Genomic DNA, 21,688 nt, shown 5'->3' on the forward strand with positions numbered 1-21,688 from the left:
TGCGCCGATGCCGGATGCGCTGGCGGATAACACCCTAGGCGTTATGCACCCTACGTGTACCCCGCCCTATGCGCGAATCGCGGGCCATGCCCGCGCCTACGCAAGCACCCGGCGCGGCAGCGAAACCCGCACGCACAATCCGCCCAGTTCGCCGCCTTCCAGCGTCAGGCTGCCGCCGCAGGCTTCGGCGATGTCGCGGGCGATGCCCAGGCCCAGGCCGTGGCCGGCCACCTGCTCGTCCAGGCGCGTGCCGCGCTCCAACACACTGTCGCGCAGCTCTTCGGCGATCCCCGGCCCGTCGTCGTCGACCTGCAGCAGGTAGTCGCCATCGCGCCGGGTCACGCGCAGCCGCACTTCGCCGGCGGCCCATTTGCAGGCGTTGTCCAGCAGGTTGCCGAGCAGTTCCAGCAGGTCCTCGCGGTCGAACGGCAGGCGCAGGCCGGGCTCCGCCTCGCAGCTGAGGCGCAGGTGCTCGCCGTGGATCAGCTGGAGCATCTCGCGCAGGCTCGGCAGCTCGGCGTCGCAGTCGAAGTGCGAGCCCGGCAGCGCCTCGCCGACCAGGCGCGCGCGGCCCAGCTCGCGGGCCAGACGCTGGTCGATCTGCTCCAACTGTTCCTGCAGCACCCGCTTGAGTTCGGGATGCCCGCGCAATTCCTCGCGCTCGGCCAGGCTGATCAGTACCGCCAGCGGCGTCTTCAGCGCGTGGCCAAGGTTGCCCAGGGCGTTGCGCGAGCGACGCAGGGTGTCCTCGGTGTGCAGCAGCAGGTGGTTGACCTGCTCCACCAGCGGCTCCAGTTCCTGCGGCACCTGGGTGTCGAGCTGGCTGCGCTGGCCTTCCTGCAACTGCGCGATCTGCTGGCGCACCCGCTCCAGCGGACGCAGCGCGCGGCGCACCGCCAGGCGCTGGAAGAACAGGATCAGCAGCAGCGCCGCCACCCCGGCGCCCAGGCCGATGTTGCGCAGACGGTTGAAGCTCTTGAGGATCGGCGTGTAGTCCTGCGCCACGCTGATCTGCAGGTCGCGGCCGAAGCGTCGGTAGTCGCCGCGGTAGACCAGCAGGCGCTGGCCCTCGGGGCCCTTGAACAGGCCTGCGCGCAGTCCGGGGTGGTCCGGCACCTTGAGTTCGTGGTCCCAGAGCGAGCGCGAGCGCCATTCGGTCTGCTCGAAGTGGATCTGGAAATAGCGCCCGGAGAACAGCCGCTCGTAGGCGCCGTCGATGCGCTGCGGGTCCAGCTGCAGGCCGGCCGGGCCGCGGATGATCGCCACCAGCAGGCTTTCCGCCTCGTCCTGCAGGCCGCTGGCCAGGTAGCGGCGCAGGCCCTGGTCGAACAGCCAGAGCCCGGCCTGGGCCAGCACCAGGCCGATCACCAGCAATACAGCGGCGAGGCCGAAGCCCAGGCGCCGCTGGATGGAAATCAAGCCGCGCCCCCCGCGCTGCCGGCGAAGCGGTAGCCCTGGCCGCGGCGGGTCTCGACGATCTCGCGGCCAAGCTTGCGGCGCAGGTGGTTGATGTGCACTTCGATGACGTTGGAGTCGCGCTCGGTCTCGCCGTCGTAGAGGTGCTCGGCCAGGTGCGACTTCGACAGCAACTGGCCGGGGTGCAGCATGAAATAGCGCAGCAGGCGGAACTCGGCGGAAGTCAGGTCGATCTCCCGGCCGTCCTGCTGCACGCACTGGCGCGCCTCGTCCAGGCGCAGGCCACCGGCTTCCAGCTGGGCCTGGTTGGCCACCCCGTGGGCGCGGCGCAGCAGCGCCTGGATGCGCAGGAACAACTCTTCGGGGTGGAACGGCTTGGTCAGGTAGTCGTCGGCGCCAGCCTTCAGCCCGTCGATGCGCTCGGCCCAGGAGCCGCGCGCGGTGAGGATCAGCACCGGGGTGGCGACGCCCAGCGCGCGCCACTCGCGCAGCACCTCCAGGCCGGGGCGGCCGGGCAGGCCGAGGTCGAGGATGACCAGATCGTAGGGCTCGCTGGCGCCCTGCACCGCCGCATCGCGGCCGTCGGCCAGCCAGTCCACCGCGTAGCCCTGGCGGGTCAGGCCGGCGAGCAGTTCATCGGCGAGGGGGACGTGGTCTTCCACCAGCAGCAGGCGCATTCAGTCGTCTTCCTTATCCTTGAGGATGCGCCCGTCGCGGGCGTCCAGTTCCAGTTCGCGGACCACCCCGGCGGCGGTGAGCAGCTCGATCTCGTAGATGTAGGCGTCGTGTTCCTTCTCCAGCTCGGCCTCGAGCAGGCGCGAGCCGGGGTAGCGCTGCAGCGCGCCGGGCAGGATCGATTCGAAGGGGCGGATCACCCCTTCGCGGGTCAGGCGCAGGGCCTCGTCCTGGCTGAGGTCGTGGGCCAGCGCCGGCAGCGAGACGCCCAGGGCGACGAGCAACGCGTAACGCAGAGAATAGGTCATCAGTGATCCTGGCGGTCCTTGAGCACTTCGCCACTCACCGCGTCCAGCTCGACGTCCCATTTCACGCCCTGGGCGTCCTTGACGTCGACCTTGTACAGGTAGCGGCCGTGTTCCAGCTCAAGCTCGCTATCGTACACGGTTCCGCCGGCGTGCTTGCCCAGCGCGGCTTCGTTGAGGCGCTGGAAGTCCTGGATGGTGCCGGCATCGCGCAGCCGCAGCGCCTCGTCGGGGCCGATGTCGTGGGCCAGGACCAGGGTCGAGGCGCCGAGCAGGCCGGCGGCGGCGATGAGGCGGGTCAGCATGTGCATGGGTGGGGCTCCTACGAATTGCCAATGTTCGCAGGCTATCGAAGGGCCATTAATTCAAGCTGAACGGAATACGGACGAATCATTCACCGGATGAAGGATGCCGCCGTACGAAGTACAGCGCTTATAATCCCCGCCTCGCCAGAGAGTGCCCCCATGACCGCGATCCACATCAAGTCCCCCGCCCTCACCCTCAAGGCCGGCGCCCGTGCCCTGCGGCGCATCCGCGAGCGTGGCCTGAGCCCCGCCGACGTCGGCATCCTCCCCGGCGCCGCCGGCGGGCCGAAGGCGCTGGGCATCCAGGGGCTGGACCTGGCGCTGTTCGGCGAATGGCTGCCGCGCGCGCCGCGCGAGCGCTCGCTGATCGGCGCCTCCATCGGCTCCTGGCGCTTCGCCAGCGCCTGCCTGCCGGACGCGGCCGCCGGCATCCGCCGCCTGGGCGAGCTGTATACCCAGCAGCGTTTCTCGCGCAACGCCGACATCGCCGAGGTCTCCGCCAGCTGCACGCGCATGCTCGACGACTTGCTCGCCGACGAAGACGCCAGCGTGCTCACCAACCCGCACTACCGACTCAACGTAGTGGTGGTGAAGAGCCACGGGCGCCTGGCCGACGACGGCAAACGCACCCTCGGCCTGGGGCTGGGCACAGTGATCCGCGACAACCTGCTCGGCCGCCACCACCTGCACCGCCACTTCGAACGGGTGATCCTCCACGACGCGCGCCTGGCCCCGCCGCTGGCGCCGTTGCAGGACTTCCCCTCGCGCTGCCTGCCGCTGGAGATCGGCAACCTGCGCCACGCGCTGCTCGCCTCCGGCTCCATCCCCATGGTCATGCAAGGCGTGCGCGACATTCCCGGCGCGGGGCCGGGCACCTACCGCGACGGCGGCCTGCTCGACTACCACCTCGACCTGCCCTACGCCACCGACGGCGTGGTGCTCTACCCGCATTTCACCGACAAGGTCATCCCCGGCTGGTTCGACAAGGGCCTGCCCTGGCGCCGCGGCGACGCCACCCGCCTGCAGGACGTGCTGCTGCTCGCGCCTTCCGCCGAGTACCTGGCGCGCCTGCCGCACAACAAGCTGCCGGACCGCAAGGATTTCAAGCGCTACCTGGGCGACGACGCCGGCCGCGAGCGCTACTGGAACAAGGCGATGGACGAAAGCCGGCGGATGGGCGACGAGTTCCTCGAACTGGCCGACAGCGGCCGCCTCGGCGAACGCCTGCAACCCCTGTAACGGTTCGATCGCAGGAGCGGGCCATGCCCGCGATGATCGCGCCGCAAGGCCCCTCGCGGACGGAGTCCGCTCCTGCAAAGCCCCTCCCGTACCGTCACGCCCGCGAACGTGGTAGACCCAATCGTAGGGCGCATAACGCCTCCGGCGTTATCCGCCATTGCCATCAGGCACCGGCGCCCTGGCCAACGGCGGATAACCGCGAACGGTTGTACGCCGTACAGTTCCGGGGGACGCTCCCGGCCGGCGCTAGCCGGGCTGCCCGTCCAGCCGGGCGCGCCAGAGCATCGGGCCGTAGTGGCCGGCGAAGATCAGGAAGGCCAGCGACCAGCACAGCGCCGCCAGGATCAACCCGCCCAGCGGCAGCCACAGCACCAGCAGCGCCCGCGCCGCCACGCCCAGGTTGAGCAGCGCGAAGCCCCAAGCCATCGCCTTGGGCGGCTGCAATGAACGGCCGGTGTGGCCGAGGCTGACACGGGCGATCATCGCCAGGATCAGGCCACCGACCCCCCCCACCGTCAGCGCGTGCAGCGGCAGGCTCGGCGGCAGCGCGGCGCCGCCGGCGGACGCCGCCAGGCCAAGCAGCGCCAGGGTCGTCCAGGCGTAGGCCAGGTGCAGTGACCAGAGCAGCGGCACGCGCCACAGGTCGCGGTCGTACCAGCGCCACAGGCGCACCAGATGGCCCAGGCCAAGCAGCCCATAGAGCACGGCGAACGGCGGCCCCGCCTGCAACGCCGGGCCGGTGGCGCTCAGCACCGCCAGCGCGGCACTGCCCAGCAGCAGCGCCCAGTCCAGCGAGGGCCAGGCCGGTACCTGGACGGTCCGGCCGAGGCCGCGCTGGGTGAAGAACGGAATCACCCGCCCGCCGATCAGGCTCATCAGCGCCACCACCAGCCACAGCGCGGCCATCACCCCGCCGCGCTGCCAGGTTTCGTTGCCGCTGGCCAGCCCGGCCATCACCTGGGCGTCGGCCAGGGTCAGCAGCAGCAACACCGCCAGCACCGGGTAGTTGCGCGTCTGCCGCACCTGCCAGAGGCTGCGGCCGATGAACCAGGCCAGCGCCGGCGGGAAGGCCAGCTCCAGCGCCGCGGCGAGCCACCAGGGCGCGCCCAGCAGCCAGGCCAGCCGCGCCGCCAGCCAGAGCAGCGCCAGGTTGCGCAGCGGCGCGCCGCTCACGCCGGGACGGCCGGTCCAGTTCTGCACCGCGGTGAGCAGGAAACCGGCGATGATCGCCAGGGCGAAGCCGAACAGCATCTCGTGGCGATGCCAACCCAGCCAGCCGCCCAGCGGCTGCCAGGCCGGCAGCCAGCCGAGCAGCGCGGCCAGCCAGAGAACGATGGCGAGCGCCGCGAACAGCGCGCCGCCGAGGAAGAAGGGGCGAAAACCCAGCCGCCACAGCGGTGGGATCGCCAGCAGTACCTTGCGATCAAGCAGCAACACAGCAGGCCTCCCATCCGTCCCGGCGCATCTGGTGCTGGGCGATCAGCCGCAGCACGTAGCCCAGCTTGATGGCGGTCGGGCCGAGGATGGTCAGGGCGTGGGCGGCCACCAGCAGCGGCAGGGCCAGCAGCTGATCGATGAAGTAGGCGCCGTAGATGCCTCCCAGCAGCATCGCGACACCCGCACTGAGCAGGGCGCTGGAGTGGCCGAGATTGCGTTGCGGACAGGAGAAGAAGCCTTTCATCACACACCTCCGGTTGCTTGGGTGGCCGGCCCGGGTGGGCCGGCCGGTCTAGCCTCAGGCCTCCAGCGCGCTGGCCGGGCCGAAGAACTCGTAATGGCACTGCCGCTCGGGCACGCCGAGGGCGCGCAAGTGGCGTTGCACCTGGGCCATGAACGGCTTGGGCCCGAGGAAATAGGCGTCCAGGTCGCGCTGCGCCGGCAGCCAGCCACCCAGCAGTTCCTCGCTGAGCAGGCCCTCGGCGTGGGCCTGGTCGTCCTCGCCCGGCTCGCTGTAGCAGAAGAAGTGCAGCAGCTGCGGGTGCTTGCTCGCCTGCGCCTCGATGAACTCGCGGAAGGCGTGCACGGCGCCATTGCGCGCGCAGTGGATGAAATGCACGGTGCGGCCGGCGGCCAGCGCCTGCTGCAGCATCGACAGCGAGGGCGTGATGCCGACCCCGGCGGTGATCAGCGCCACCGGCTTGTCGCCTTCGCGCAGGACGAACTCGCCCGCCGGCGGGAACAGGTCGATCTCGTCGCCCTCGCCCAGTTGTTCGTGCAGGTAGCTGGAGACCCGGCCCTGGGCTTCGCGCTTGACGCTGATGCGGTACTCGCGGCCATTGGCCGGGGCCGACAGCGAGTAGTTGCGGCGCACTTCCTCGCCGTCCAGTTGCAGGCGCAGGCCGATGTACTGGCCGGGCTGGAAGTCCAGCAGCGCGCCACCGTCCACCGGTCGCAGGTAGAAGGAGGTGATCTCGTCGCTCTCGGCGACCTTGCGCGCCACGCGGAAGCGCCGCGCGCCGCGCCAGCCACCGATCTGGGTGGCATTGCGAGCGTAGGCCGACTCCTCGGCGCCAATCAGGATATCCGCCAGTTGCTGGTAGGCGGCGCCCCAGGCGGCGAGCACGTCGTCGGTGGCGATTTCCGCGCCGAGCACTTCGCGGATGGCGCGCAGCAGGCAGGCGCCGACGATCGGGTAATGCTCCGGGAGAATCTGCAACGACACATGCTTGTTGACGATCTGCGCCACCAGCGGGCCGAGCTGCTCCAGCTCGTCGATGTGCCGGGCGTACATCAGCACACCGTTGGCCAGGGCGCGTTGCTGGGCGCCGGAGGCCTGGTGGGCCTGGTTGAACAGCGGGCGCACCTCGGGGTACTCGCTCAGCATCATCTGGTAGAAGTGCCGGGTCAGGGCCTCGCCGCCGGTTTCCAGCAGCGGGACGGTGGCCTTGATCAGGGTGCGGTGTTCGTTCGACAGCATTGTGAATCTCCTTGGAACGCAAGACGGGTGGGGTCTGCCTGGAGCGTTTCAGGAAGCGTGCCAGCCGGACGGCCCAGCGATTACGCGACTTTCAGGCCACCATGAGTCATAATGACCCACACCATTACGAGTCATAACGACTAGCCAGAGGTCAAAATGACCAGCAATCCGCTGCTCGCCACCCTGCTGCCGCTGGTGGACGACCTGTCCCGCGAGCTGCCCGACGAGGAGCGCTACCGCCGCCTGCTGGAAGCCCTGCGTGGGCTGCTGCCGTGCGACGCCAGCGCCCTGCTGCGCCTGGAAGGCGAGCAACTGGTGCCGCTGGCGGTGGACGGCCTGAGCCCGGACACCCTCGGCCGGCGCTTCAAGATCGCCGAGCACCCGCGCCTCCAGGCCCTGCTGGAGAACCCCGGGCCGACGCTGTTCCCCTCCGACTGCGGCCTGCCCGACCCTTACGACGGCCTGGTCGAGGGCGTGCACCTGGAAGTCCACGACTGCATGGGCTGCCCGTTGTACCTGGACGAGCAACCCTGGGGCCTGCTGACCCTCGACGCGCTCGACGCCGGGCGCTTCTCCAGCGCCGACCTGGACAACCTGCAGGCCTTCGCCAGCCTGGCCGCCGCCACGGTGAAGGCCAGCCGGCGCATGCTCGACCTGACCCTGCGCGCCGAGCAGGAGCAGCAGCGCGCCGACGCCTACCAGCGCGCCGCCGGCGAGGCGCCGCGCGAGCTGATCGGGCAGAGCCCGGTGCATCGCCAGTTGCTCGACGAGATCAAGCTGGTGGCCGCCAGCGACCTCAACGTGCTGGTCACCGGCGAGACCGGGGTGGGCAAGGAACTGGTGGCCCAGGCCATCCACGCCCAGTCGCTGCGCCACGCCAAGCCGCTGGTCAGCCTGAACTGCGCGGCGCTGCCGGAAACCCTGGTGGAAAGCGAGCTCTTCGGCCACGTGCGCGGGGCCTTCTCCGGCGCCGTCGGCGAGCGCCGCGGCAAGTTCGAGCTGGCCGACGGCGGCACCCTGTTCCTCGACGAGGTCGGCGAGCTGCCCCTGGCGATCCAGGCCAAGCTGCTGCGCGTGCTGCAGAGCGGCCAGTTGCAACGCCTGGGCTCGGACCGCGAGCACCATGTCGACGTGCGCCTGATCGCCGCGACCAACCGCGACCTGGCCGCGGAAGTGCGCGCCGGGCGCTTCCGCGCCGATCTCTACCACCGCCTCAGCGTCTACCCGCTGCGCGTACCGCCGCTGCGCGAGCGTGGCAACGACATCCTCCTGCTGGCCGGCTACTTCCTCGAACAGAACCGCCCGCGCCTGGGCCTGCGCAGCCTGCGCCTGAGCGCCGAGGCCCAGGCCGCGCTGCTCGGCTACCCCTGGCCGGGCAACGTGCGCGAGCTGGAACACCTGATCGGCCGCGCCTCGCTCAAGGCCCTGGCGGCCAGCCCCGAGCGCCCGCGCATCCTCAGCCTGGAGGTCGCCGACCTGGGGCTGGAGGAACATCCGCAGGCCCCCGCCAGCGCGGACGCGTCGAGCGCCGCCGGCGTGCCCTCCGCCGGCCTGGACCTGCGCGGCGCGCTGGACGCCTTCCAGCGCCAGCTGATCGCCGCCAGCCTGCAACGCCACGCCGACAACTGGGCGGCGGTGGCCCGCGAGCTGGGCGTGGACCGGGCCAACCTGAACCGCCTGGCGCGGCGCCTGGACCTCAAGTGAGGCGGGCGTCAGCTATCTTTGCTGACGCGGCCCACTTCCGAGGAGAAAGCCCATGCGCCACCTGCTCTGCGTCCTGGCGGCGCTCGCCCTGTCCGGCTGCGTCTCGCCCTACCAGGGCCGGCCGCTGAGCTACGGCGAGTTCCCCGCCGCCGAGTACCAGGCGCTGCCGGTCAGCGGCGACGGCAGGATCGCCGGCCGCGCCTTCCTCAAGACCCGCTCCGGCGCCACCCGTACGGCGGCCGGCCAGGACGTCGCGCTGATCCCGGCGACCCGCTACATGGAGCCGATGTACCAGGCCTACCAGCAGCAACGGCCGATCGGCTCCCCCGACCCACGGGCGAAGATCTACACACGCCTGGCGCGCGCCGACGCAGAGGGCCGCTTCAGCTTCGACCGGGTGCCGGCGGGGCGCTACTACCTGACCTGCGATGTGAGCTGGGAAGTGCCGGGCACCAATGGCCCGACCCGCGCCGGCGCCTTTATCGTGGCGCCGCTGAGCCTGCGCCAGGGCGAAGTGGTGGAGGTCGAGCTGACCCGCTGACCTGTCGGCGGAGCGCCGCCCCGCCGTCCGGCAAAGTGGGTACAATACGCGGTTGCAATTGCCCACTGATGATCTGAAGGCCACCTCTTGGAACTGTTCAAGGGTTCCACGTTTCCTTCCCACCAAAAACCGGCGAGCACCACGAAACCAGCAAAAGCGCTTCTTCGGCCGGATTCGCAGTGTCACCGAGTATCACGCAGAACCTTCCCAGCCCACGCCATTTAGTACATCCTCCAGTACACCAAACTGAACCGGACTGGAGAATGTACTAGTGGCGCTCACGGACACCGCCGTTCGGCAGGCCAAGCCAAAGGAAAAGGCTTACACGCTTGCCGACTCTCTCGGGCTCACTCTCTATGTCGCCGCCAGCGGCGTGAAAAGCTGGCACTTCCGCTTCACCTGGCTGGGCAAGCAGGTCCGCATATCACTGGGGACTTACCCTGAAATTGGATTGAAGGAGGCACGAGCGCGCCGGGAAGAGGCACGCGAGGATGTCGCGAACGGGGTTGACCCGCGCGAGTCGAGAAAGGATGCGAAGGCTGGCCAGATCGAGGCCCATGGACAGACCTTCAAGAAGGTCTACGAGGAGTGGTTCAAGTTCAGGGAGGGGGCTATTGCGGAGGGAACTAGGAAGGGAATCAGGATCGCCATGGACAACGATGTGCTTCCGGCCTTCGGCAAGCGCCAGATCAAGTCCATCAGTCGAGCCGATATCATCGCGCTGATCAGGAAGATCGAGGCCAGGGGCGCCATCACCTCAGCAGTGAAGACTCGGCAGTGGATTGGCCAGGTGTTCAAGTACGCCATCGCCACCGGATTTGCTGAGTCCAACCCGACAGCCGAGATGCATACGGTTACGGAGAAAATCGACGTCTACAAGCACCGGCCATTCGTCGACTTCGATGAGATGCCGCGAATCATGAAGGCCATCCGCGAATGCGAGACAGGCCACATGTACATCACGGCCACGCTGCTGATGATCTACACCGCCTGCCGCCCTGGCGAAGTGCGCTATGCCGAGTGGGCAGAGATCGACCTTGAGTCGGCGACCTGGACTATACCTGCCGCACGGATGAAGGCGCGCCGTGACCACATCATTCCGCTGCCGCATCAGGCTATCCCGCTGCTGGAGTCCATGCAGCCCTTCTCCAGGGGACTTCGATACGTCTTCCCGAACCGGAACGACATCAGCCGGCCGATGGGCATGAACTACGCCACCGAGACCATGGACGCCTGCGGATATCGCGGCCAGCAGTCACCGCACGGATTCCGGCACATGTTCTCTACGGAGATGAACCACCGTGGCTACAACCGGGACTGGATCGAAAAGCAACTGGCCCATACTGATCCAAGCCTCATCCGTGAGACCTACAACCACGCCACCTACCTGGAGCAGCGGCGCGGCATGATGCAAGAGTGGGCGGACAGCATCACTCCCTGGGACTGAGCTAACCTCTATCCCCCTCCCCTCGCAGCATCATAAGCCGCCTCGCACGCTAGCCCCCGGGCGCGGGACTGGTCAGCAGCTTCTGCCAAGATTCCCGCTCTTTCGTCAGCGCGCTTGAGCACGTCGGCGAGCAGCTTGGCGGAAGCGGCAGCTGCCTTGCCTGCTCCGGCAGTGCAGGTATCGCGGCCGGCTTCACTTGCTGCCAGTCTGGCTGCGAGCTGGTCGGCGGCGTCGCGCAGGCTGCCAGCAGAAGCACGAGCGGCGGAAGCATCAGCCGCAGCACGGTCGATTTCACGTTGGGCATCGGTCGTCACCTTGTTGATGAACTGCTGGCGGGTTTGCTCGATCGCGCGCTGTTCGGCCTGCGCCTTGGCGGTTGCTGTGGCATCGGCGGCCAGGTGCTGGTCCCACTTCGCCTGCCAAGCCGCATCGGTGCGCGCGGAACCTTGCTGCCAGCAGAGCGCGCCGACGGAGCCGAGGATCAGCGCCAGGACAAGCGGCTTCCAGTAGCTGAGCAGCCAGGTCATGCGAACACTTCCTGCGCCTTCGCCCAGAGCGCCAGGCGGTCAGCCTGCCCGTTCAGGCCGCCATTGATGGTCTTGGTGATCTGCTCGAACTTGCCGGCATCGGCCAGCTCATTCAGGCCATGGTTCGACCACCACCAGGCCGCCGAGGAAGCCGCCCATTCCGGCTGCTCCAGCAGTTCAGGGTTGTCGAGCAGCGGCACGCCCAGAGCGGCGCCTGTCTTCCGGTAGTTCTCCCGCCCAGTAATCTGGATCAGGCCTCGCCCCATGAAGCGCTTTCCGTCGCCCGGCTGGGTGTTGCCCAGGTCCTTGCGGCCTTCGTACCGCGACTGCGCCGGCGTTGGCCCCCAGATCTCGCGCACATAACGCAGCTGCCCGGACTCATGGCCAATCTGGGCCAGAAACGCAGCCTGGCGCGCAGGCGTGTTGATCTGGTACCGCAGCATCGCTCGGTTGAGCGCAGGAACAAAAACGCCAGCTCTCTGGCTGGCGTTGGGGTAGATGCGCAGGAGCTGCGCTTCGGTGAGTGGCATCACTGGCCTCCAGAAACAGAAGACCCGGCGCTGGGCCGGGTCTTGTTGTAGTGCGATGCTCCGCCGAGTCTCACCCCGGCCCACATGATCCAGGCTCGCCACCGTGCCACCCCCTCCGCACGAAGGGCACGGTAGAACACGGCGTCGCAGTCTCGGCGCGGCAGGCGGCCCTCGGTGTACAGCTGATCGTGGATGGTTGCGGCGAGGTTGCCGTAGCCGGCCACCAGCGCGAACAGTACGAAGAGCACTGCGTTGTGCAGCACCTGCAAGCTCGCGAAGTTCGTGATGAATCCCGCCGGCGCGATGAAGGTTCCGCGCTCGTCTTCAAGCACCAGGTCGGCGAGCAGGCGGTGCTGCCATTTGCCTTGCTGCTCGGTCTGCAGCGTCGTCAGGAAACGGCTCATGCCGGCCAGCCCTGTTCGAGCTGTTCATCGGTGTAGGCGCCATCCTTCAGCTCCGCCAGCAAAGAAGCCTCGCGATCGAAGCACGCTTGCACATGGGCGCGCATCGCTGTTGCCATGGCGATGATCGACGTGGCGTCGAGGGTGACAAAGCCCTCGGCTGTCTTCCACTGGCAGGTGTATGCGGTGCCGATCACCGCGGCGAGCGCGGCTCCGGTCACCAGGGCCTGGCTGTCACGGTCAGTGGGAACATGGGTGCCGTTGACGACGATGCCAGCAGTTTCGGCCTGGTAGCGGCGAGCGGCGATCAGCGCCGCAACATCTACGGCCGGGGCCACCAACTCTGGCCTGCCATCAGCGGTTGAGGCAATGACCTTGCCTTCGGCCTGGCCCTGCATCAGGGCGTCGTAGTCCTCCTGGCTGATTTCGACAGCGTCTGACGGGATGGCCGAGCCATGGATGTCGGTGACGTAGAAGCCACCAGTAGATTTCGAATAGAACATGGCTGAGTCCTCAGTACCCGATTGCGATGTAGTACGCGCCGCTGTTGGCGGTGTTGCTGCGCGAGTTGAAGCCCGAGGCAGTGACGGAGTCGACCCATGCATAGGCCGGAGTCGTCGACGAGACGGTGGATGTTATGAGCACACTGCGGGCAGCAGTGGGGAACGCGATAGGGAGCGTGACCGCAGTCGGAGAGCCTGTGGTGGCGCTGTTGGTGACCGATCCCCACTGGATGATCAGGCCGCTGGGTAGCTTCTGGTATCCACTGACAGTCAGCGTCGCAAGGAACTGCCCGAGATTGACAGCCTGCTGGCTCTGCGTAGCGGGCGGGGTCTGGATTGCCCCTCCCGTACTGTCGATCAGGATCCACGACCCGCTGCCGATGCTGCTGTTGTACTGCAGCCAGACGTCACTGTTGACGACAATCTCGCCGCCCTGCAGCGCGGCGTGGGCGCCGCCGACGATGGGTTTAGCGCCCAGGCCGTTCGGATTGAAGGTGCTGGCGCCAGTGTTTGCGGTGGCTGCCTTGAAGCGCAGGATCATGCCGTCAACAAGCGTGGTGACTGCCGGCGTATAAGCAGCCACGTAGGTGTTTGCGGAGCCAGTATCGACAACATACGAAGCTCCGCCGAGCCTCCCAACTGCGCCGATTGCAGCCTCCAAGCTGGTCAGCAGAGCAGCAGTACTGCCGTCGTCTACAGCATCCGATCCAGAGCGGTTGGCTATCAGTTGCCCAATCACTGCAGCAATGATCGAAGATTGCCGCCAGACCTTGTTGAGCTCTGCGGACTTCGCGAGCCCCGAAGAAAACCCAGAGGTTCTGGTTGCCAGCGCCGCGTAAGCCGCTTGCGTCAGGACGTTCGAACCCACCCCGCCGGCAAACGGCAGGAAATCGTTATTCGCCATATGGAGCTCCCGTCAGGAGTAGACAGCTCCCCAGCTTCCCTGGTCGAAGCCGGAGATGTATTCGTTGGATACGTCGAATCCGAAGATCGGCGAATCGGAAGTGGTGACGATGTAGTAGTCGACTCTGACGCCTTCCGGCTTGATCGGGATGTACCCGCCGGTGAGCAGCGCCAGTGAAATAGCGGATGGAGGCTCTCCAGAAACGCCGATCGTCATCGACATGTCCTGGTTGTCTTGCAGGAAGACGTGCGTGGCACCGCTGAAAACCAGGTCAAGGATCTCCTTTGACCCGCTCAACGTGCCGTCCCAGCGATTCGCGCCGATCTTCGCCCTGATCAGAACGCGGTAGGTGTCATCGTCAAGCTCTACCACGCCGCTGTCAGGATCAAATGGCCCTTTCCAGACGCCTTGGTCAAGCCCCACGCCGGAGGTATCGAGGGCGAAATAGACGCCCACTAGCGGGGTGTTTACACGCCGGCTGATACCTACCCACAGCCCGACGATGTCGAGTTGCACTCCGGCGGCCTGGTTCAGGTCGAAGTCTGCGGGGAGACCTTGCGACGCGTTCAGGGCATCGATCATCGGCTGCACCACCGCCTCGACCATTGCCATGAACTTCGGCCGGCTCGAGTGCTCGGTGGTGATCAGCGCGAGGTAGTCGGAAGTCTCGGCCATGGTCAGGTCACCGTGAGCGTCACAGAAGCCGGCGTGCACTGCGCGGCCTGGTTGAATGCAAGCGGAACGTCTGGCGTCCCTGCTCCGCCCGGGCCGGTCAGCGTCAAGCCGGTGATCTTGAAGGTGGTGTTGTTCGGCACGCTGTTCGCCGCGGTGATGGCATCGGCCCACTCAACGGACTTGCTCAGGCCCCCACCGATATCAACCGCGTTGATGTAGTCGGAGACGGCCTGCTGGACCGCAGCGCCCGTTACCGAGTTGTACCCCGCCAGAGCTTTCAGCGTCACAGCGACAGTCAGCGCCTGGTAGGTAGGCCGGTAGAAGCGGATGGTCAGCGGCCGCCCGTATACGTCGGTGACCGTCTGCGAAGTAGTGCCATATGTCCCGGTTCCCGGGGTTTTCTTGTCGGCGATCGCCTGCGCAATGGCCGCCGCGTCGCCCCCCTCGACTACCAGCGAGATGGAGTGAGCTGGGATGCCGTTGGCGTCGGTCGAGTTGGTGTCGTTCTCGTAGGTGGCCACGCGGGTTACACCCACGATATTCGCCACCGCGCCAGTGGTTCCTTCCAGAACCGTGCGGGAGGGAAGCGCAACCGAAACCTGCTGCCGCTGGCGAAGTGCCGAGTCCGTCTCCACCGGTGCCCCCGGGTCCGCCGCCGATAGGTTGGTAACCGACTGCCAGCCGCGGGTCGGCGTGGCGATCACGTTGACCTGGCCGACGTCGGCGGTGATCTCGCCCATTTCGGTGCAGGTGGCGGTGACGGTGATTTCGCCGGCCGGCGGGATGGTGACTGTGGCCGGCAGTGCCCAGGTGTTCCCGTTTACATCCCGGGCGATGCCTTGGGTGATCCCGGTACCGGCCTGGCCCACGATCTTGAGGTCGACCTGCGAGTTCGTGGCCACCGCGCGGGAGATGCCATTGATCTTCACGTTGCTCGACAAACCATTCCCCTGCCCAGTCAGCGGCGAGAAGGAGTTGTAGGCGGCGATGGTAGCGGCGTTGGCATCGCTGATGGCGAGAGCGAGCACGCCGAGGAACTGCCCGTCCTGGCTGTCGTTCCCCAGGTAGACATCCGCCCCGTAGATAGAGCGGAACTGCTGCTGCAGGTAGTCCAGCACCTCGGCATAGCTGGGCGCCGTGATGCCGCTGGCGTCGATGATCGGTGCGGTCGAAGAGGCCATTCAGAGCGTCTCGCTGATGGTGGTCTGGCCGTAGGCCGTGGTGATGGTGCAGGTTATCGTCAGCTTCCGACCGTTCGGTTCGAATACGCTGTCGTAGCTGTCGATCTGCTCCACGCCCTGGGTCCCCAGGATTCGATTGCGGATGGCCATGTCGTAGGTCGCCCGGGTGTGCTCGCCAAGAACCTCCGTTTGCCAGGGGGTGCCATCGGTGGTGTCGACGAACCACTCGCCCTTGAAAAGCTGCAGGCTGGTCAGCACGGCCTGGCCAACGGCCTCTGGCGAATCGACGAGGAAGTCGGCGCGGCCGCCGCCGAAGGTGTAATCGCCGCTGGCATCGAGCTTTCGGTACCTCATGGCGTCGGAACTCCGCTCGTGCCGCTTCCAGGCGTGACACCGGTTTGTTTGTGGGTCTGGAGGCTGATGGTCCCGGCCTTCACGTCGCCCGTTGTGTCGACGCGGCCGTTCACCTTCAAGTCCCCGTTGATGGTCACGAGAGGCGCGGTGAGCGCCATCGGGCCCGTCGTAGTGGCGTTGACCGCGTGCGTGGCAGGGTTGACCTCGACAAAAGCGATCCCGTCATCACTGCGCAACTGGGTGGCGCTGGTGCTGACCGCGCTAATCACTCGCGGCTGCGACCGAAAGCCCAGCAGCGCGAACCCATCGGACAGGTCGTGCATTCGGAGTTCGGCCTGCGCCTGGATGCCGCCCGATTGCCACCAGGAGTCGATGCAGCGCGAGGCGAACACCACAAGGCACTCGTCGCCGGGCTTCACCGGGAAGGTGAGCGTGCATCCGCCGCCAGCCGGGAACTGTACCGGGCAGTCCAGCAGCAGCGGCAGATCCACCGAGGCCAGGCTGCCAGCCTCATCCCGCACCAGGGCCTGGATCGCCGGCTGGACCGTGCAGGTCATGGCACCGGCATCGAAGCTCTGGATTATCCCCGGCAGCGCGGTCCACAATTTGGACTGCAAGCCGCCCAGGGCTATGGAAACCCACTCGATCGGATCGAGCATCCGCTCGCGTTTGTCCAAGGAGACCACCATGAAGAAAGTGTTGTTGATCGGCGCCCTGCTGTTCTCTGGCATGTCCGCCGCTGGTGAGCAGGTCCTGCTGATGGACCAGGCACAGCGCAAGGCTGGAGACCAGGTGAATCTGGCCGATATGAGCTACGTGCTCTACAAGGAGCGTCCCTGCGGTCTTCCGATTGTTCACGCTAAGGACATGCGGGGCGGTACGGTGCGCTATGGAGACGGTATCCATAAGCTCTGCTGGGGCCTGACCCTGCGAAGTGACGTCGTGGTAGTTGACGACCTGGGCGAATCCCCTCAAGCGGTCCCAATGTCGGTATACCGCGCAGCTGAGCTGCGGGGAGATGGCTCCGCGGTGATCACCAAGGCCAACTAGCCGTAAGGCTTCACCGGCCCCACAGGCCCGACGCTACCTGGCGTCTCCGGCCGATCGCGCAGGCTGAGTGGGATCGTAGCGTCGATCGCCAGGCAGATCACATCGGTGTACCACTCGTTTCCACGGCTGTCGCCGCTGTGGTTGACCACGATGGAGCGGTAGAAGCCGTCGGCATCCAGATGAACAGAGACCTGCGCCATGGCGTTGGCTGGCTGATCACCGATCGCCAGCCCGTAGCGCATCTGCTGGATGCTTGCATTGTTGATCTGCAGCCGGCGCCCCACCTTCACGCTGGGATTCAGCAGCATCTTCACGGTGATACCGTTCTGGGTCTGCTCCGGTAGGCCGACCATCCCAGTTGCCGAATTCACCACCACCGCCTCGCCGGGAAGGTAGGCGGTATTCGGGATCAGCGTCAGCTTGCCATCCTGGAAGCTCCAGCTCAGGTCCTGGGTCTTTCCCAGGGTATCCAGGTAGTCGCGGGCCATGCCGAACATGACCTTGCCGCGCGGTAGCTTGTTGGCTGACAGCGTGGCACCTTCGCCCATCGTTATCCCGCGCGACTCCATCGACTTCAGGGCCGCCTGCAGGTGGTCGTCCGGTGTCGATCCGGCGGCCAGAGAGGTATTCATCACCGCGAAGTTGTAGGCGCTGTCGCCGTCGGCGGCGGTGATGTCGATATAGGTGTCGGTCTGGCTCTCGCGCCCGCGCCGCACCTGCTTGATGGTGCCGTCGAAGATCACCCCGAAGTTCCCGGCGTAGCCGGCCTGGAGGACGATGCGCTCGAACTCTTTCTGTGCGCGCTGGGCAGTCTGGTCGCTGACGTTGTAGACACGGATGTCCGCAGAGTTCGGCGTCTTCAGGTCACCGCGGCGCACCGAGAACCTGATGCGTAGGTTGGACAGGTCCAAGGCGGTCTGGTCATTACCGATCTTCAGGCTGATCTGCCGGAGGTATTGGGGTACGCTCATCGACTTCCACCACAAAAGAGGGAATTTTGATGGGTTTCAGATTCAGGAAGAGCATCAAGGTCGCCCCAGGCATAAAGCTGAACATCTCCAAGGGAGGCGTCAGCACAACCGTCGGGAAGCGCGGCGCATCGGTGAACGTCGGCAAAAAAGGCGTGCACACGAATGCCGGAATACCTGGAACGGGGCTTTCCTACCGAGCGAAGATTTCGGGAGGTTCTCCCCAGCAGCGAAAGGTATCTCCGGTCTCATTTGTGGCCGGATTATTCCAGTCGATAATCGTTCTGCTGAAGCTCGCCTTCATCATTTTCGTCTGCTACCTAGTCGTGAAGGTGTTCTTCTAGCCCTCAGTCCACCAGTACAGGTGCGAGCCGACGCCCAGGTTATCGAACGTGGGCGCGGCGTCAGGGTCGGCGGTCGTTTGCACCCACAGCGCAGCGGTGAAGCCGAGGTGCGCGTAGGCCGCCAGGAGGTTGCAGCCCGTGACCAGGGGAATGCCGTTGATGATGGCGCTGCCCCCCGAGTCGGCGATATCCAGCACCCACCCACCATCCACGGCGTTGCGCCACTGCACCCTCAACTGGTACTCGACGCCGCTCAGGGTAATGGAGAAACGCTGCCCTGCCGGCGTCAGTGGAATCTCGAAGTTGGCCATCGATCACCCCGTCCCGTTCGGAGGCTGCCAGCCGCCCGGGGCCGGAAAAGCCTGGGCGGTCTGCTTCGTTCCCATGTTGGCCACCTCACCGGTGGCCTGCGGGTTCGCCTGGCTGTCCTTCGGCGGCAGCGTTGTCGCCTGAGTCTGCACGATGATCACCTGGCGGCAGACCACCGTGCACATCAGTGCGTACTCGGTTCGCGGATCGGTGGTGAGCGCCAGGCTGCGCATCAGCATGTTCTGGTAGGTACGTTTCCCGGTCGAAACGTCGAACGGAATGCGGGATTCCTGCAAGGCCAGCAGCTGGTTATACACGCCCGAAACGTAGTCCGAGCCGAAGGCGGAGTCTCCGAAAATGGAGGCCACCGCCTGGCGCACTCCGGAAATCAGACTGCTCAGGCTGGAGTTGCTCCAGCCGCACCGGATGACCACCTCGGCCGGCTGCTTGAAGGCGTGGTCGTTGATGTTGGCGCCGAGCTCTACTGGGTGCTCGGTGATCTGCAGGTTGTCGGTTCCCATCTCCTCGAGGGTGACCATCGCGGTGATGGGCCCGATGGAGCGCTTCGGGTCGATCGAGATCAGGCCTGCGAAGTTGGGCATTTCAGTTCACCGCTGAGGTCATGTTGCGGACGAGCTCCTGGTTCACCCGGCCCTGGGCGCCGGCGACGGCCTGGGCTGTCGAGTTGGCATCGCCGCTGCCATGCACATGGATTTCGGTCTTCTGGTCCAGCTGCATGGCCATGGCTCCGCGCTTTGCTGCTTCGGCATCGGCTGCCGCCGGGCGCTCGTAGTAGCGCGACACAACGGCGCCGGCGTCGCTGGCGTTCTGGGAGGCCTGGAGCAGCCTTCCGGCCTTCTGCTCGGCCCCCTGCGTCAGCTCATGCTGAACAAACTCCAGCTGCTTCGTCAGGTCGGCGCGCTGGTCATGGATGCTGAACCCTGCCCAGTCCTTGAATGCCTGCTGCCGATCCCAGTGCCACTGGCCGATGCCCTTGGCTCTTCCCCAGTCGCCCGTGGCGCTCGGATCGAGGTTGCTCTCGGCGGAGAGGTTTGCCACCAGGCCGGCGGCCTGCGCATCGGTCCAGCCCTGCGCCTTGAAGAAGTCCATGGCGAAGGTGGACTTGTCCTTGTCCACCCCCTGCAAGATGCGCCAGGCATTGGCTGCCGCGTCGAGTTGTGGGGTCGCCTGTTCCTGCTCCGGCATGCCGCGCTCGCGGCGGATGCGGCGCACCTCTTCGTCCTCGCCCTCGTTGAGCGATGACGAATACACCGCAGCCCCAAGGCCTACAGCCAGGGTCGACAGCGCACCGGCGCCGGCCGCTGCAGCCGAAGCCCCAGTGATGCCAGTCCCGAGTCGAACGAACGCCGCCGCGAGGTTAAGGATGCCGCTGACCACAGAGGTCAGGCCCAGGGCCTTCATCAGGCCGAGCAAGACGATGATCTTGGTGCTCCAGCCATCGGTGGCCTCGTCGAGCTTCACGAAGAACTCGTAGATGCTCTGCAGGTAGGGGCCGGAGTCCTGCGCCAGTTGGATCAGCTTTTCAGTGACGTCGACGATGCGCGAGGCGATCATCGGGCCGTTCTTCTCGAACCAGTCGGAGAAGCGCTCCAGATCAGGCCCCAGCCGGTGCATCAGCTGCGCCTGGACCTGTACCGAGAGCGTCTCGAACTGCAGGCCGATACCGCGCAGGCTCTCCATGAACTGGTGCGCGTCTTTCGTGGCCTGGTCGAGGCCGGATCGCGACAGCGTCTGGCGGTTCTGCTCGACCTTGCGGGCGAAGTCGCCATTGATAATGGCGCGCAGGGTGTTCTCGTCGACGCCGAGCACCGAGGCGTACTGACGCGCCTGGTACCACGGCATGTTCCGCAGCCGCTGACCGAGACCGGTCAGCAGGTCGGCGGTGTCCTTGATGTTGCCGTAGACGTCACGGGTCTCGACGCCCAGGCTTTGCAGGAAGCCCTCGCCGCCTGGGTTGTCGCGCAGGAAGCGGGCTATGCCCTCCAGCGATCCGCGCAGTTCTCCGGCGGTGGTGCCGAAGTCCCGCGCAGCATACTCCGCCGCCTTGATGCTGTTGGCCGACGCGCCGATGCGCTGGGAAGCGAAGTACAGGCTCTCCAGGTTGGAAGCGAAGGCCGAAACACCGGCGGCGATGGTCAGCGAAGCACCGGCCAGCGTGGTCACCAGGCGGGTTACCGCGGTGGTGGCGCCGTCGATGGTTCCGGTGAAGGTCTTCAAGCCCTTCTCGTCGACCTTGAAGCCCAGGCCGACCAAGAACTCCTTGATGACGGAGGATTCGGCCATTTACTTGGGCTCCATTGCCGCGCGCAGGCGCGCCTTGTTCTCTGCGCGCACCAGCAGGCAGTCATTCATCAGCGCGACGTCCGCGAGGTCCAGCGTCCCGTCGAGCAGGGATTCGTATTTGCACATCCCCTCGGCGACTGGCAGCAGGAGCCAGTCCAGGCCGTCTGGCAGCTTGGCCAGTTCGACCGCCGTGCCTACCCCTGCGCCGAGGTCGACAGGAGTCCGGCCAAAAAAGGGCCAAGGGACTCACGGACGACGAAAGCTGCCAGTTGCAGCATCACGCCGCTGTCGATGTCGTCGAACATCAGCACCTTCTGCCGCTCGTTCCAGACCGGCGCCCAGGTGGTGCCCTGCTGCCGCTGGACCACGGACAGGCACGTGCCCATCACGTACTCCGCCGACTCGTCCGACATGGCGGCGATCGCCTCGGCGAACGGCTCGAACATCGCGGCCATTCCGGCCAGGTCGCCGCTCAGCGGCTTCACGCCGGCCGCCTTCTGACTCTCGGCCAGCTTGGCGAAGACCGGGATCAGCGCCGGAATCACCGGCGCGATCTTGCGCGACAGGTGGAACTGGCGCATCGCGTCGATCTTGGCGGTTCGGTAGGTCTGGCCCGCTACGTTGAACTCAGCCATCAGTAGGTCCCCAACAGTCCGTCAATTTTCGTGGAGTCGAAGACCCACTCGACGATGTCGCCGTCCTTGCGGTAGTTCAGGTCCGGGCGCTTCTTGAAGGCGCAGGAGCGGGCGACGGTGGCGTCACCGCTGACCGAGTGGGTCACGGTGATGACGTTGTTTCCCCAGGCCGACGAGCTGAGCGACTGGGCGTCGTACAGCGCCATCAGCTGGGCGTTCTTCGGGGAGGTCTTGAGCAGGCGCACGGTGACCTGGCCCGACTTGTCGGCATGCAGCGAGTGCATGCCCTCGCCGTCCGAGCCGATCATCATGGTGTTCTTGTCGCCTGCGGCGGCGATCGAGATGCCCTCTTCGGCCGTCGCCGCGCCGGCGCCCAGGTCGATTACAGCACCGGCGCCGACCAGGGTCGCGTTCACATCGAGGAAGCTGTAGGTACTCATTCAGGACGCTCCGA

Annotated in this window: 29 protein-coding genes; 6 read left to right on the forward strand and 23 right to left on the reverse strand. The window is 66.5% G+C overall.

The genetic code is table 11. From position 1 onward, the window contains the following. Nucleotides 1-96: 96 nt before the first annotated feature. From P3W75_RS28735 to P3W75_RS28750, 4 genes are read right to left on the reverse strand one after another with little or no spacing between them, the layout of a single operon-like run. The gene (locus P3W75_RS28735) at nucleotides 97-1,419 is read right to left on the reverse strand and encodes a sensor histidine kinase (RefSeq protein ID WP_276230719.1); all 1,323 of its coding nucleotides are present in this window, start codon (nucleotides 1,417-1,419) and stop codon (nucleotides 97-99) included. Then, nucleotides 1,416-2,093 carry a response regulator transcription factor gene (locus P3W75_RS28740; protein WP_276230720.1) on the reverse strand — a complete coding sequence of 226 codons (678 nt, stop codon included), beginning with the start codon at nucleotides 2,091-2,093 and terminating at the stop codon, nucleotides 1,416-1,418. Before P3W75_RS28740 ends, P3W75_RS28735 begins: the two co-directional genes overlap by 4 nt. After that, complete coding sequence (locus P3W75_RS28745; protein WP_276230721.1) at nucleotides 2,094-2,399, reverse strand: PepSY domain-containing protein; 306 nt, start codon at nucleotides 2,397-2,399, stop codon at nucleotides 2,094-2,096. It lies immediately after the preceding gene. After that, nucleotides 2,399-2,707, reverse strand: coding sequence for a PepSY domain-containing protein (locus P3W75_RS28750; RefSeq protein WP_276230722.1), 309 nt, complete (start codon nucleotides 2,705-2,707; stop codon nucleotides 2,399-2,401). Before P3W75_RS28750 ends, P3W75_RS28745 begins: the two co-directional genes overlap by 1 nt. A 153-nt stretch (nucleotides 2,708-2,860) precedes the next feature. Here P3W75_RS28750 and P3W75_RS28755 point away from each other — a divergent pair, with 153 nt between their 5' ends. Further along, on the forward strand, nucleotides 2,861-3,940 hold the full coding sequence (locus P3W75_RS28755; protein ID WP_276230723.1) for a patatin-like phospholipase family protein: 1,080 nt from the start codon (nucleotides 2,861-2,863) through the stop codon (nucleotides 3,938-3,940). 246 nt (nucleotides 3,941-4,186) lie between these two features. On the opposite strand, the gene P3W75_RS28760 is transcribed toward P3W75_RS28755, so the two are convergent. From P3W75_RS28760 to hmpA, 3 genes are read right to left on the reverse strand one after another with little or no spacing between them, the layout of a single operon-like run. Continuing rightward, on the reverse strand, nucleotides 4,187-5,377 hold the full coding sequence (locus P3W75_RS28760) for an NnrS family protein (protein ID WP_276230724.1): 1,191 nt from the start codon (nucleotides 5,375-5,377) through the stop codon (nucleotides 4,187-4,189). Beyond that, on the reverse strand, nucleotides 5,364-5,621 hold the full coding sequence (locus P3W75_RS28765) for a transmembrane sensor/regulator PpyR (protein ID WP_276230725.1): 258 nt from the start codon (nucleotides 5,619-5,621) through the stop codon (nucleotides 5,364-5,366). Before P3W75_RS28765 ends, P3W75_RS28760 begins: the two co-directional genes overlap by 14 nt. A 54-nt stretch (nucleotides 5,622-5,675) precedes the next feature. Then, entirely contained in the window at nucleotides 5,676-6,857 is a 1,182-nt protein-coding gene (hmpA, locus tag P3W75_RS28770; protein WP_276230726.1) for an NO-inducible flavohemoprotein, read from the reverse strand. 156 nt (nucleotides 6,858-7,013) lie between these two features. Here hmpA and norR point away from each other — a divergent pair, with 156 nt between their 5' ends. The 3 genes from norR (at nucleotide 7,014) to P3W75_RS28785 (ending at nucleotide 10,549) form a co-directional block, all read left to right on the forward strand. Continuing rightward, a complete protein-coding gene (norR, locus tag P3W75_RS28775) occupies nucleotides 7,014-8,561 on the forward strand; it encodes a nitric oxide reductase transcriptional regulator NorR (protein ID WP_276230727.1) in 1,548 nt (515 codons plus the stop codon). A gap of 52 nt (nucleotides 8,562-8,613) precedes the next feature. After that, entirely contained in the window at nucleotides 8,614-9,102 is a 489-nt protein-coding gene (locus P3W75_RS28780; RefSeq protein ID WP_276230728.1) for a hypothetical protein, read from the forward strand. 271 nt (nucleotides 9,103-9,373) lie between these two features. Further along, nucleotides 9,374-10,549, forward strand: coding sequence for a tyrosine-type recombinase/integrase (locus tag P3W75_RS28785; protein ID WP_276230729.1), 1,176 nt, complete (start codon nucleotides 9,374-9,376; stop codon nucleotides 10,547-10,549). An 8-nt stretch (nucleotides 10,550-10,557) separates the two neighbouring features. On the opposite strand, the gene P3W75_RS28790 is transcribed toward P3W75_RS28785, so the two are convergent. From P3W75_RS28790 to P3W75_RS28830, 9 genes are read right to left on the reverse strand one after another with little or no spacing between them, the layout of a single operon-like run. After that, a complete protein-coding gene (locus P3W75_RS28790; RefSeq protein WP_276230730.1) occupies nucleotides 10,558-11,076 on the reverse strand; it encodes a DUF2514 family protein in 519 nt (172 codons plus the stop codon). After that, the gene (locus P3W75_RS28795) at nucleotides 11,073-11,606 is read right to left on the reverse strand and encodes a glycoside hydrolase family 19 protein (RefSeq protein ID WP_276230731.1); all 534 of its coding nucleotides are present in this window, start codon (nucleotides 11,604-11,606) and stop codon (nucleotides 11,073-11,075) included. Before P3W75_RS28795 ends, P3W75_RS28790 begins: the two co-directional genes overlap by 4 nt. After that, complete coding sequence (locus P3W75_RS28800) at nucleotides 11,606-12,010, reverse strand: DUF1353 domain-containing protein (protein WP_276230732.1); 405 nt, start codon at nucleotides 12,008-12,010, stop codon at nucleotides 11,606-11,608. Before P3W75_RS28800 ends, P3W75_RS28795 begins: the two co-directional genes overlap by 1 nt. Continuing rightward, nucleotides 12,007-12,510 carry a DUF4376 domain-containing protein gene (locus P3W75_RS28805; protein WP_276230733.1) on the reverse strand — a complete coding sequence of 168 codons (504 nt, stop codon included), beginning with the start codon at nucleotides 12,508-12,510 and terminating at the stop codon, nucleotides 12,007-12,009. Before P3W75_RS28805 ends, P3W75_RS28800 begins: the two co-directional genes overlap by 4 nt. Before the next feature lie 10 nt (nucleotides 12,511-12,520). Then, a complete protein-coding gene (locus P3W75_RS28810; protein ID WP_276230734.1) occupies nucleotides 12,521-13,414 on the reverse strand; it encodes a gp53-like domain-containing protein in 894 nt (297 codons plus the stop codon). Nucleotides 13,415-13,426: 12 nt separating this feature from the next. After that, nucleotides 13,427-14,089, reverse strand: a complete 663-nt coding sequence (locus tag P3W75_RS28815) for a DUF2612 domain-containing protein (protein WP_276230735.1) — start codon at nucleotides 14,087-14,089, stop codon at nucleotides 13,427-13,429. Between the two features lie 2 nt (nucleotides 14,090-14,091). Beyond that, a complete protein-coding gene (locus P3W75_RS28820) occupies nucleotides 14,092-15,270 on the reverse strand; it encodes a baseplate J/gp47 family protein (protein ID WP_276230736.1) in 1,179 nt (392 codons plus the stop codon). Then, entirely contained in the window at nucleotides 15,271-15,624 is a 354-nt protein-coding gene (locus P3W75_RS28825) for a hypothetical protein (protein WP_276230737.1), read from the reverse strand. Next, nucleotides 15,621-16,301 carry a Gp138 family membrane-puncturing spike protein gene (locus P3W75_RS28830; RefSeq protein WP_276230738.1) on the reverse strand — a complete coding sequence of 227 codons (681 nt, stop codon included), beginning with the start codon at nucleotides 16,299-16,301 and terminating at the stop codon, nucleotides 15,621-15,623. The genes P3W75_RS28825 and P3W75_RS28830 overlap by 4 nt, the downstream gene beginning before the upstream one ends. A 10-nt stretch (nucleotides 16,302-16,311) precedes the next feature. Between P3W75_RS28830 and P3W75_RS28835 the strand changes: the two genes are divergently transcribed. Then, nucleotides 16,312-16,674: a hypothetical protein gene (locus P3W75_RS28835; protein ID WP_276230739.1), complete on the forward strand. Its 363-nt coding sequence runs from the start codon at nucleotides 16,312-16,314 to the stop codon at nucleotides 16,672-16,674. Here the strand turns inward: P3W75_RS28835 and P3W75_RS28840 are convergent. Continuing rightward, a complete protein-coding gene (locus tag P3W75_RS28840) occupies nucleotides 16,671-17,645 on the reverse strand; it encodes a phage protein (RefSeq protein ID WP_276230740.1) in 975 nt (324 codons plus the stop codon). The genes P3W75_RS28835 and P3W75_RS28840 overlap by 4 nt on opposite strands. A gap of 29 nt (nucleotides 17,646-17,674) precedes the next feature. Here P3W75_RS28840 and P3W75_RS28845 point away from each other — a divergent pair, with 29 nt between their 5' ends. Further along, nucleotides 17,675-17,986, forward strand: coding sequence for a DUF4236 domain-containing protein (locus tag P3W75_RS28845; RefSeq protein WP_276230741.1), 312 nt, complete (start codon nucleotides 17,675-17,677; stop codon nucleotides 17,984-17,986). On the opposite strand, the gene P3W75_RS28850 is transcribed toward P3W75_RS28845, so the two are convergent. From P3W75_RS28850 to P3W75_RS28875, 6 genes are all read right to left on the reverse strand, one after another. Further along, nucleotides 17,983-18,297 carry a phage baseplate plug family protein gene (locus P3W75_RS28850; RefSeq protein WP_276230742.1) on the reverse strand — a complete coding sequence of 105 codons (315 nt, stop codon included), beginning with the start codon at nucleotides 18,295-18,297 and terminating at the stop codon, nucleotides 17,983-17,985. The genes P3W75_RS28845 and P3W75_RS28850 overlap by 4 nt on opposite strands. 3 nt (nucleotides 18,298-18,300) lie before the next feature. Then, nucleotides 18,301-18,897, reverse strand: coding sequence for a phage baseplate protein (locus P3W75_RS28855; RefSeq protein ID WP_276230743.1), 597 nt, complete (start codon nucleotides 18,895-18,897; stop codon nucleotides 18,301-18,303). Nucleotide 18,898: 1 nt separating this feature from the next. Then, nucleotides 18,899-20,599: a phage tail tip lysozyme gene (locus tag P3W75_RS28860; protein ID WP_276230744.1), complete on the reverse strand. Its 1,701-nt coding sequence runs from the start codon at nucleotides 20,597-20,599 to the stop codon at nucleotides 18,899-18,901. Beyond that, complete coding sequence (locus P3W75_RS28865) at nucleotides 20,600-20,725, reverse strand: DUF6889 family protein (RefSeq protein ID WP_267462687.1); 126 nt, start codon at nucleotides 20,723-20,725, stop codon at nucleotides 20,600-20,602. It lies immediately after the preceding gene. Nucleotides 20,726-20,793: 68 nt separating this feature from the next. After that, nucleotides 20,794-21,234 carry a phage tail assembly chaperone gene (locus tag P3W75_RS28870; protein ID WP_276230745.1) on the reverse strand — a complete coding sequence of 147 codons (441 nt, stop codon included), beginning with the start codon at nucleotides 21,232-21,234 and terminating at the stop codon, nucleotides 20,794-20,796. Next, on the reverse strand, nucleotides 21,234-21,674 hold the full coding sequence (locus P3W75_RS28875) for a phage structural protein (RefSeq protein WP_276230746.1): 441 nt from the start codon (nucleotides 21,672-21,674) through the stop codon (nucleotides 21,234-21,236). The genes P3W75_RS28870 and P3W75_RS28875 overlap by 1 nt, the downstream gene beginning before the upstream one ends. Between the last annotated feature and the right edge of the window lie 14 nt (nucleotides 21,675-21,688).

The organism is Pseudomonas citronellolis (genome assembly GCF_029335315.1).
Taxonomy (GTDB): Bacteria; Pseudomonadota; Gammaproteobacteria; order Pseudomonadales; family Pseudomonadaceae; genus Pseudomonas; species Pseudomonas citronellolis_A.

Excerpts from the sequence above, each read along its gene's own strand:
- P3W75_RS28740 (WP_276230720.1), bottom strand. The coding sequence starts at position 2,093 with ATGCGCCTGCTGCTGGTGGAAGACCACGTCCCCCTCGCCGATGAACTG.
- P3W75_RS28745 (WP_276230721.1), bottom strand. The coding sequence starts at position 2,399 with ATGACCTATTCTCTGCGTTACGCGTTGCTCGTCGCCCTGGGCGTCTCG.
- P3W75_RS28750 (WP_276230722.1), bottom strand. The coding sequence starts at position 2,707 with ATGCACATGCTGACCCGCCTCATCGCCGCCGCCGGCCTGCTCGGCGCC.
- P3W75_RS28755 (WP_276230723.1), top strand. The coding sequence starts at position 2,861 with ATGACCGCGATCCACATCAAGTCCCCCGCCCTCACCCTCAAGGCCGGC.
- P3W75_RS28765 (WP_276230725.1), bottom strand. The coding sequence starts at position 5,621 with ATGAAAGGCTTCTTCTCCTGTCCGCAACGCAATCTCGGCCACTCCAGC.
- hmpA (WP_276230726.1), bottom strand. The coding sequence starts at position 6,857 with ATGCTGTCGAACGAACACCGCACCCTGATCAAGGCCACCGTCCCGCTG.
- norR (WP_276230727.1), top strand. The coding sequence starts at position 7,014 with ATGACCAGCAATCCGCTGCTCGCCACCCTGCTGCCGCTGGTGGACGAC.
- P3W75_RS28780 (WP_276230728.1), top strand. The coding sequence starts at position 8,614 with ATGCGCCACCTGCTCTGCGTCCTGGCGGCGCTCGCCCTGTCCGGCTGC.
- P3W75_RS28790 (WP_276230730.1), bottom strand. The coding sequence starts at position 11,076 with ATGACCTGGCTGCTCAGCTACTGGAAGCCGCTTGTCCTGGCGCTGATC.
- P3W75_RS28795 (WP_276230731.1), bottom strand. The coding sequence starts at position 11,606 with ATGCCACTCACCGAAGCGCAGCTCCTGCGCATCTACCCCAACGCCAGC.
- P3W75_RS28800 (WP_276230732.1), bottom strand. The coding sequence starts at position 12,010 with ATGAGCCGTTTCCTGACGACGCTGCAGACCGAGCAGCAAGGCAAATGG.
- P3W75_RS28805 (WP_276230733.1), bottom strand. The coding sequence starts at position 12,510 with ATGTTCTATTCGAAATCTACTGGTGGCTTCTACGTCACCGACATCCAT.
- P3W75_RS28810 (WP_276230734.1), bottom strand. The coding sequence starts at position 13,414 with ATGGCGAATAACGATTTCCTGCCGTTTGCCGGCGGGGTGGGTTCGAAC.
- P3W75_RS28815 (WP_276230735.1), bottom strand. The coding sequence starts at position 14,089 with ATGGCCGAGACTTCCGACTACCTCGCGCTGATCACCACCGAGCACTCG.
- P3W75_RS28820 (WP_276230736.1), bottom strand. The coding sequence starts at position 15,270 with ATGGCCTCTTCGACCGCACCGATCATCGACGCCAGCGGCATCACGGCG.
- P3W75_RS28825 (WP_276230737.1), bottom strand. The coding sequence starts at position 15,624 with ATGAGGTACCGAAAGCTCGATGCCAGCGGCGATTACACCTTCGGCGGC.
- P3W75_RS28835 (WP_276230739.1), top strand. The coding sequence starts at position 16,312 with ATGAAGAAAGTGTTGTTGATCGGCGCCCTGCTGTTCTCTGGCATGTCC.
- P3W75_RS28840 (WP_276230740.1), bottom strand. The coding sequence starts at position 17,645 with ATGAGCGTACCCCAATACCTCCGGCAGATCAGCCTGAAGATCGGTAAT.
- P3W75_RS28845 (WP_276230741.1), top strand. The coding sequence starts at position 17,675 with ATGGGTTTCAGATTCAGGAAGAGCATCAAGGTCGCCCCAGGCATAAAG.
- P3W75_RS28850 (WP_276230742.1), bottom strand. The coding sequence starts at position 18,297 with ATGGCCAACTTCGAGATTCCACTGACGCCGGCAGGGCAGCGTTTCTCC.
- P3W75_RS28855 (WP_276230743.1), bottom strand. The coding sequence starts at position 18,897 with ATGCCCAACTTCGCAGGCCTGATCTCGATCGACCCGAAGCGCTCCATC.
- P3W75_RS28860 (WP_276230744.1), bottom strand. The coding sequence starts at position 20,599 with ATGGCCGAATCCTCCGTCATCAAGGAGTTCTTGGTCGGCCTGGGCTTC.
- P3W75_RS28865 (WP_267462687.1), bottom strand. The coding sequence starts at position 20,725 with ATGTGCAAATACGAATCCCTGCTCGACGGGACGCTGGACCTCGCGGAC.
- P3W75_RS28870 (WP_276230745.1), bottom strand. The coding sequence starts at position 21,234 with ATGGCTGAGTTCAACGTAGCGGGCCAGACCTACCGAACCGCCAAGATC.
- P3W75_RS28875 (WP_276230746.1), bottom strand. The coding sequence starts at position 21,674 with ATGAGTACCTACAGCTTCCTCGATGTGAACGCGACCCTGGTCGGCGCC.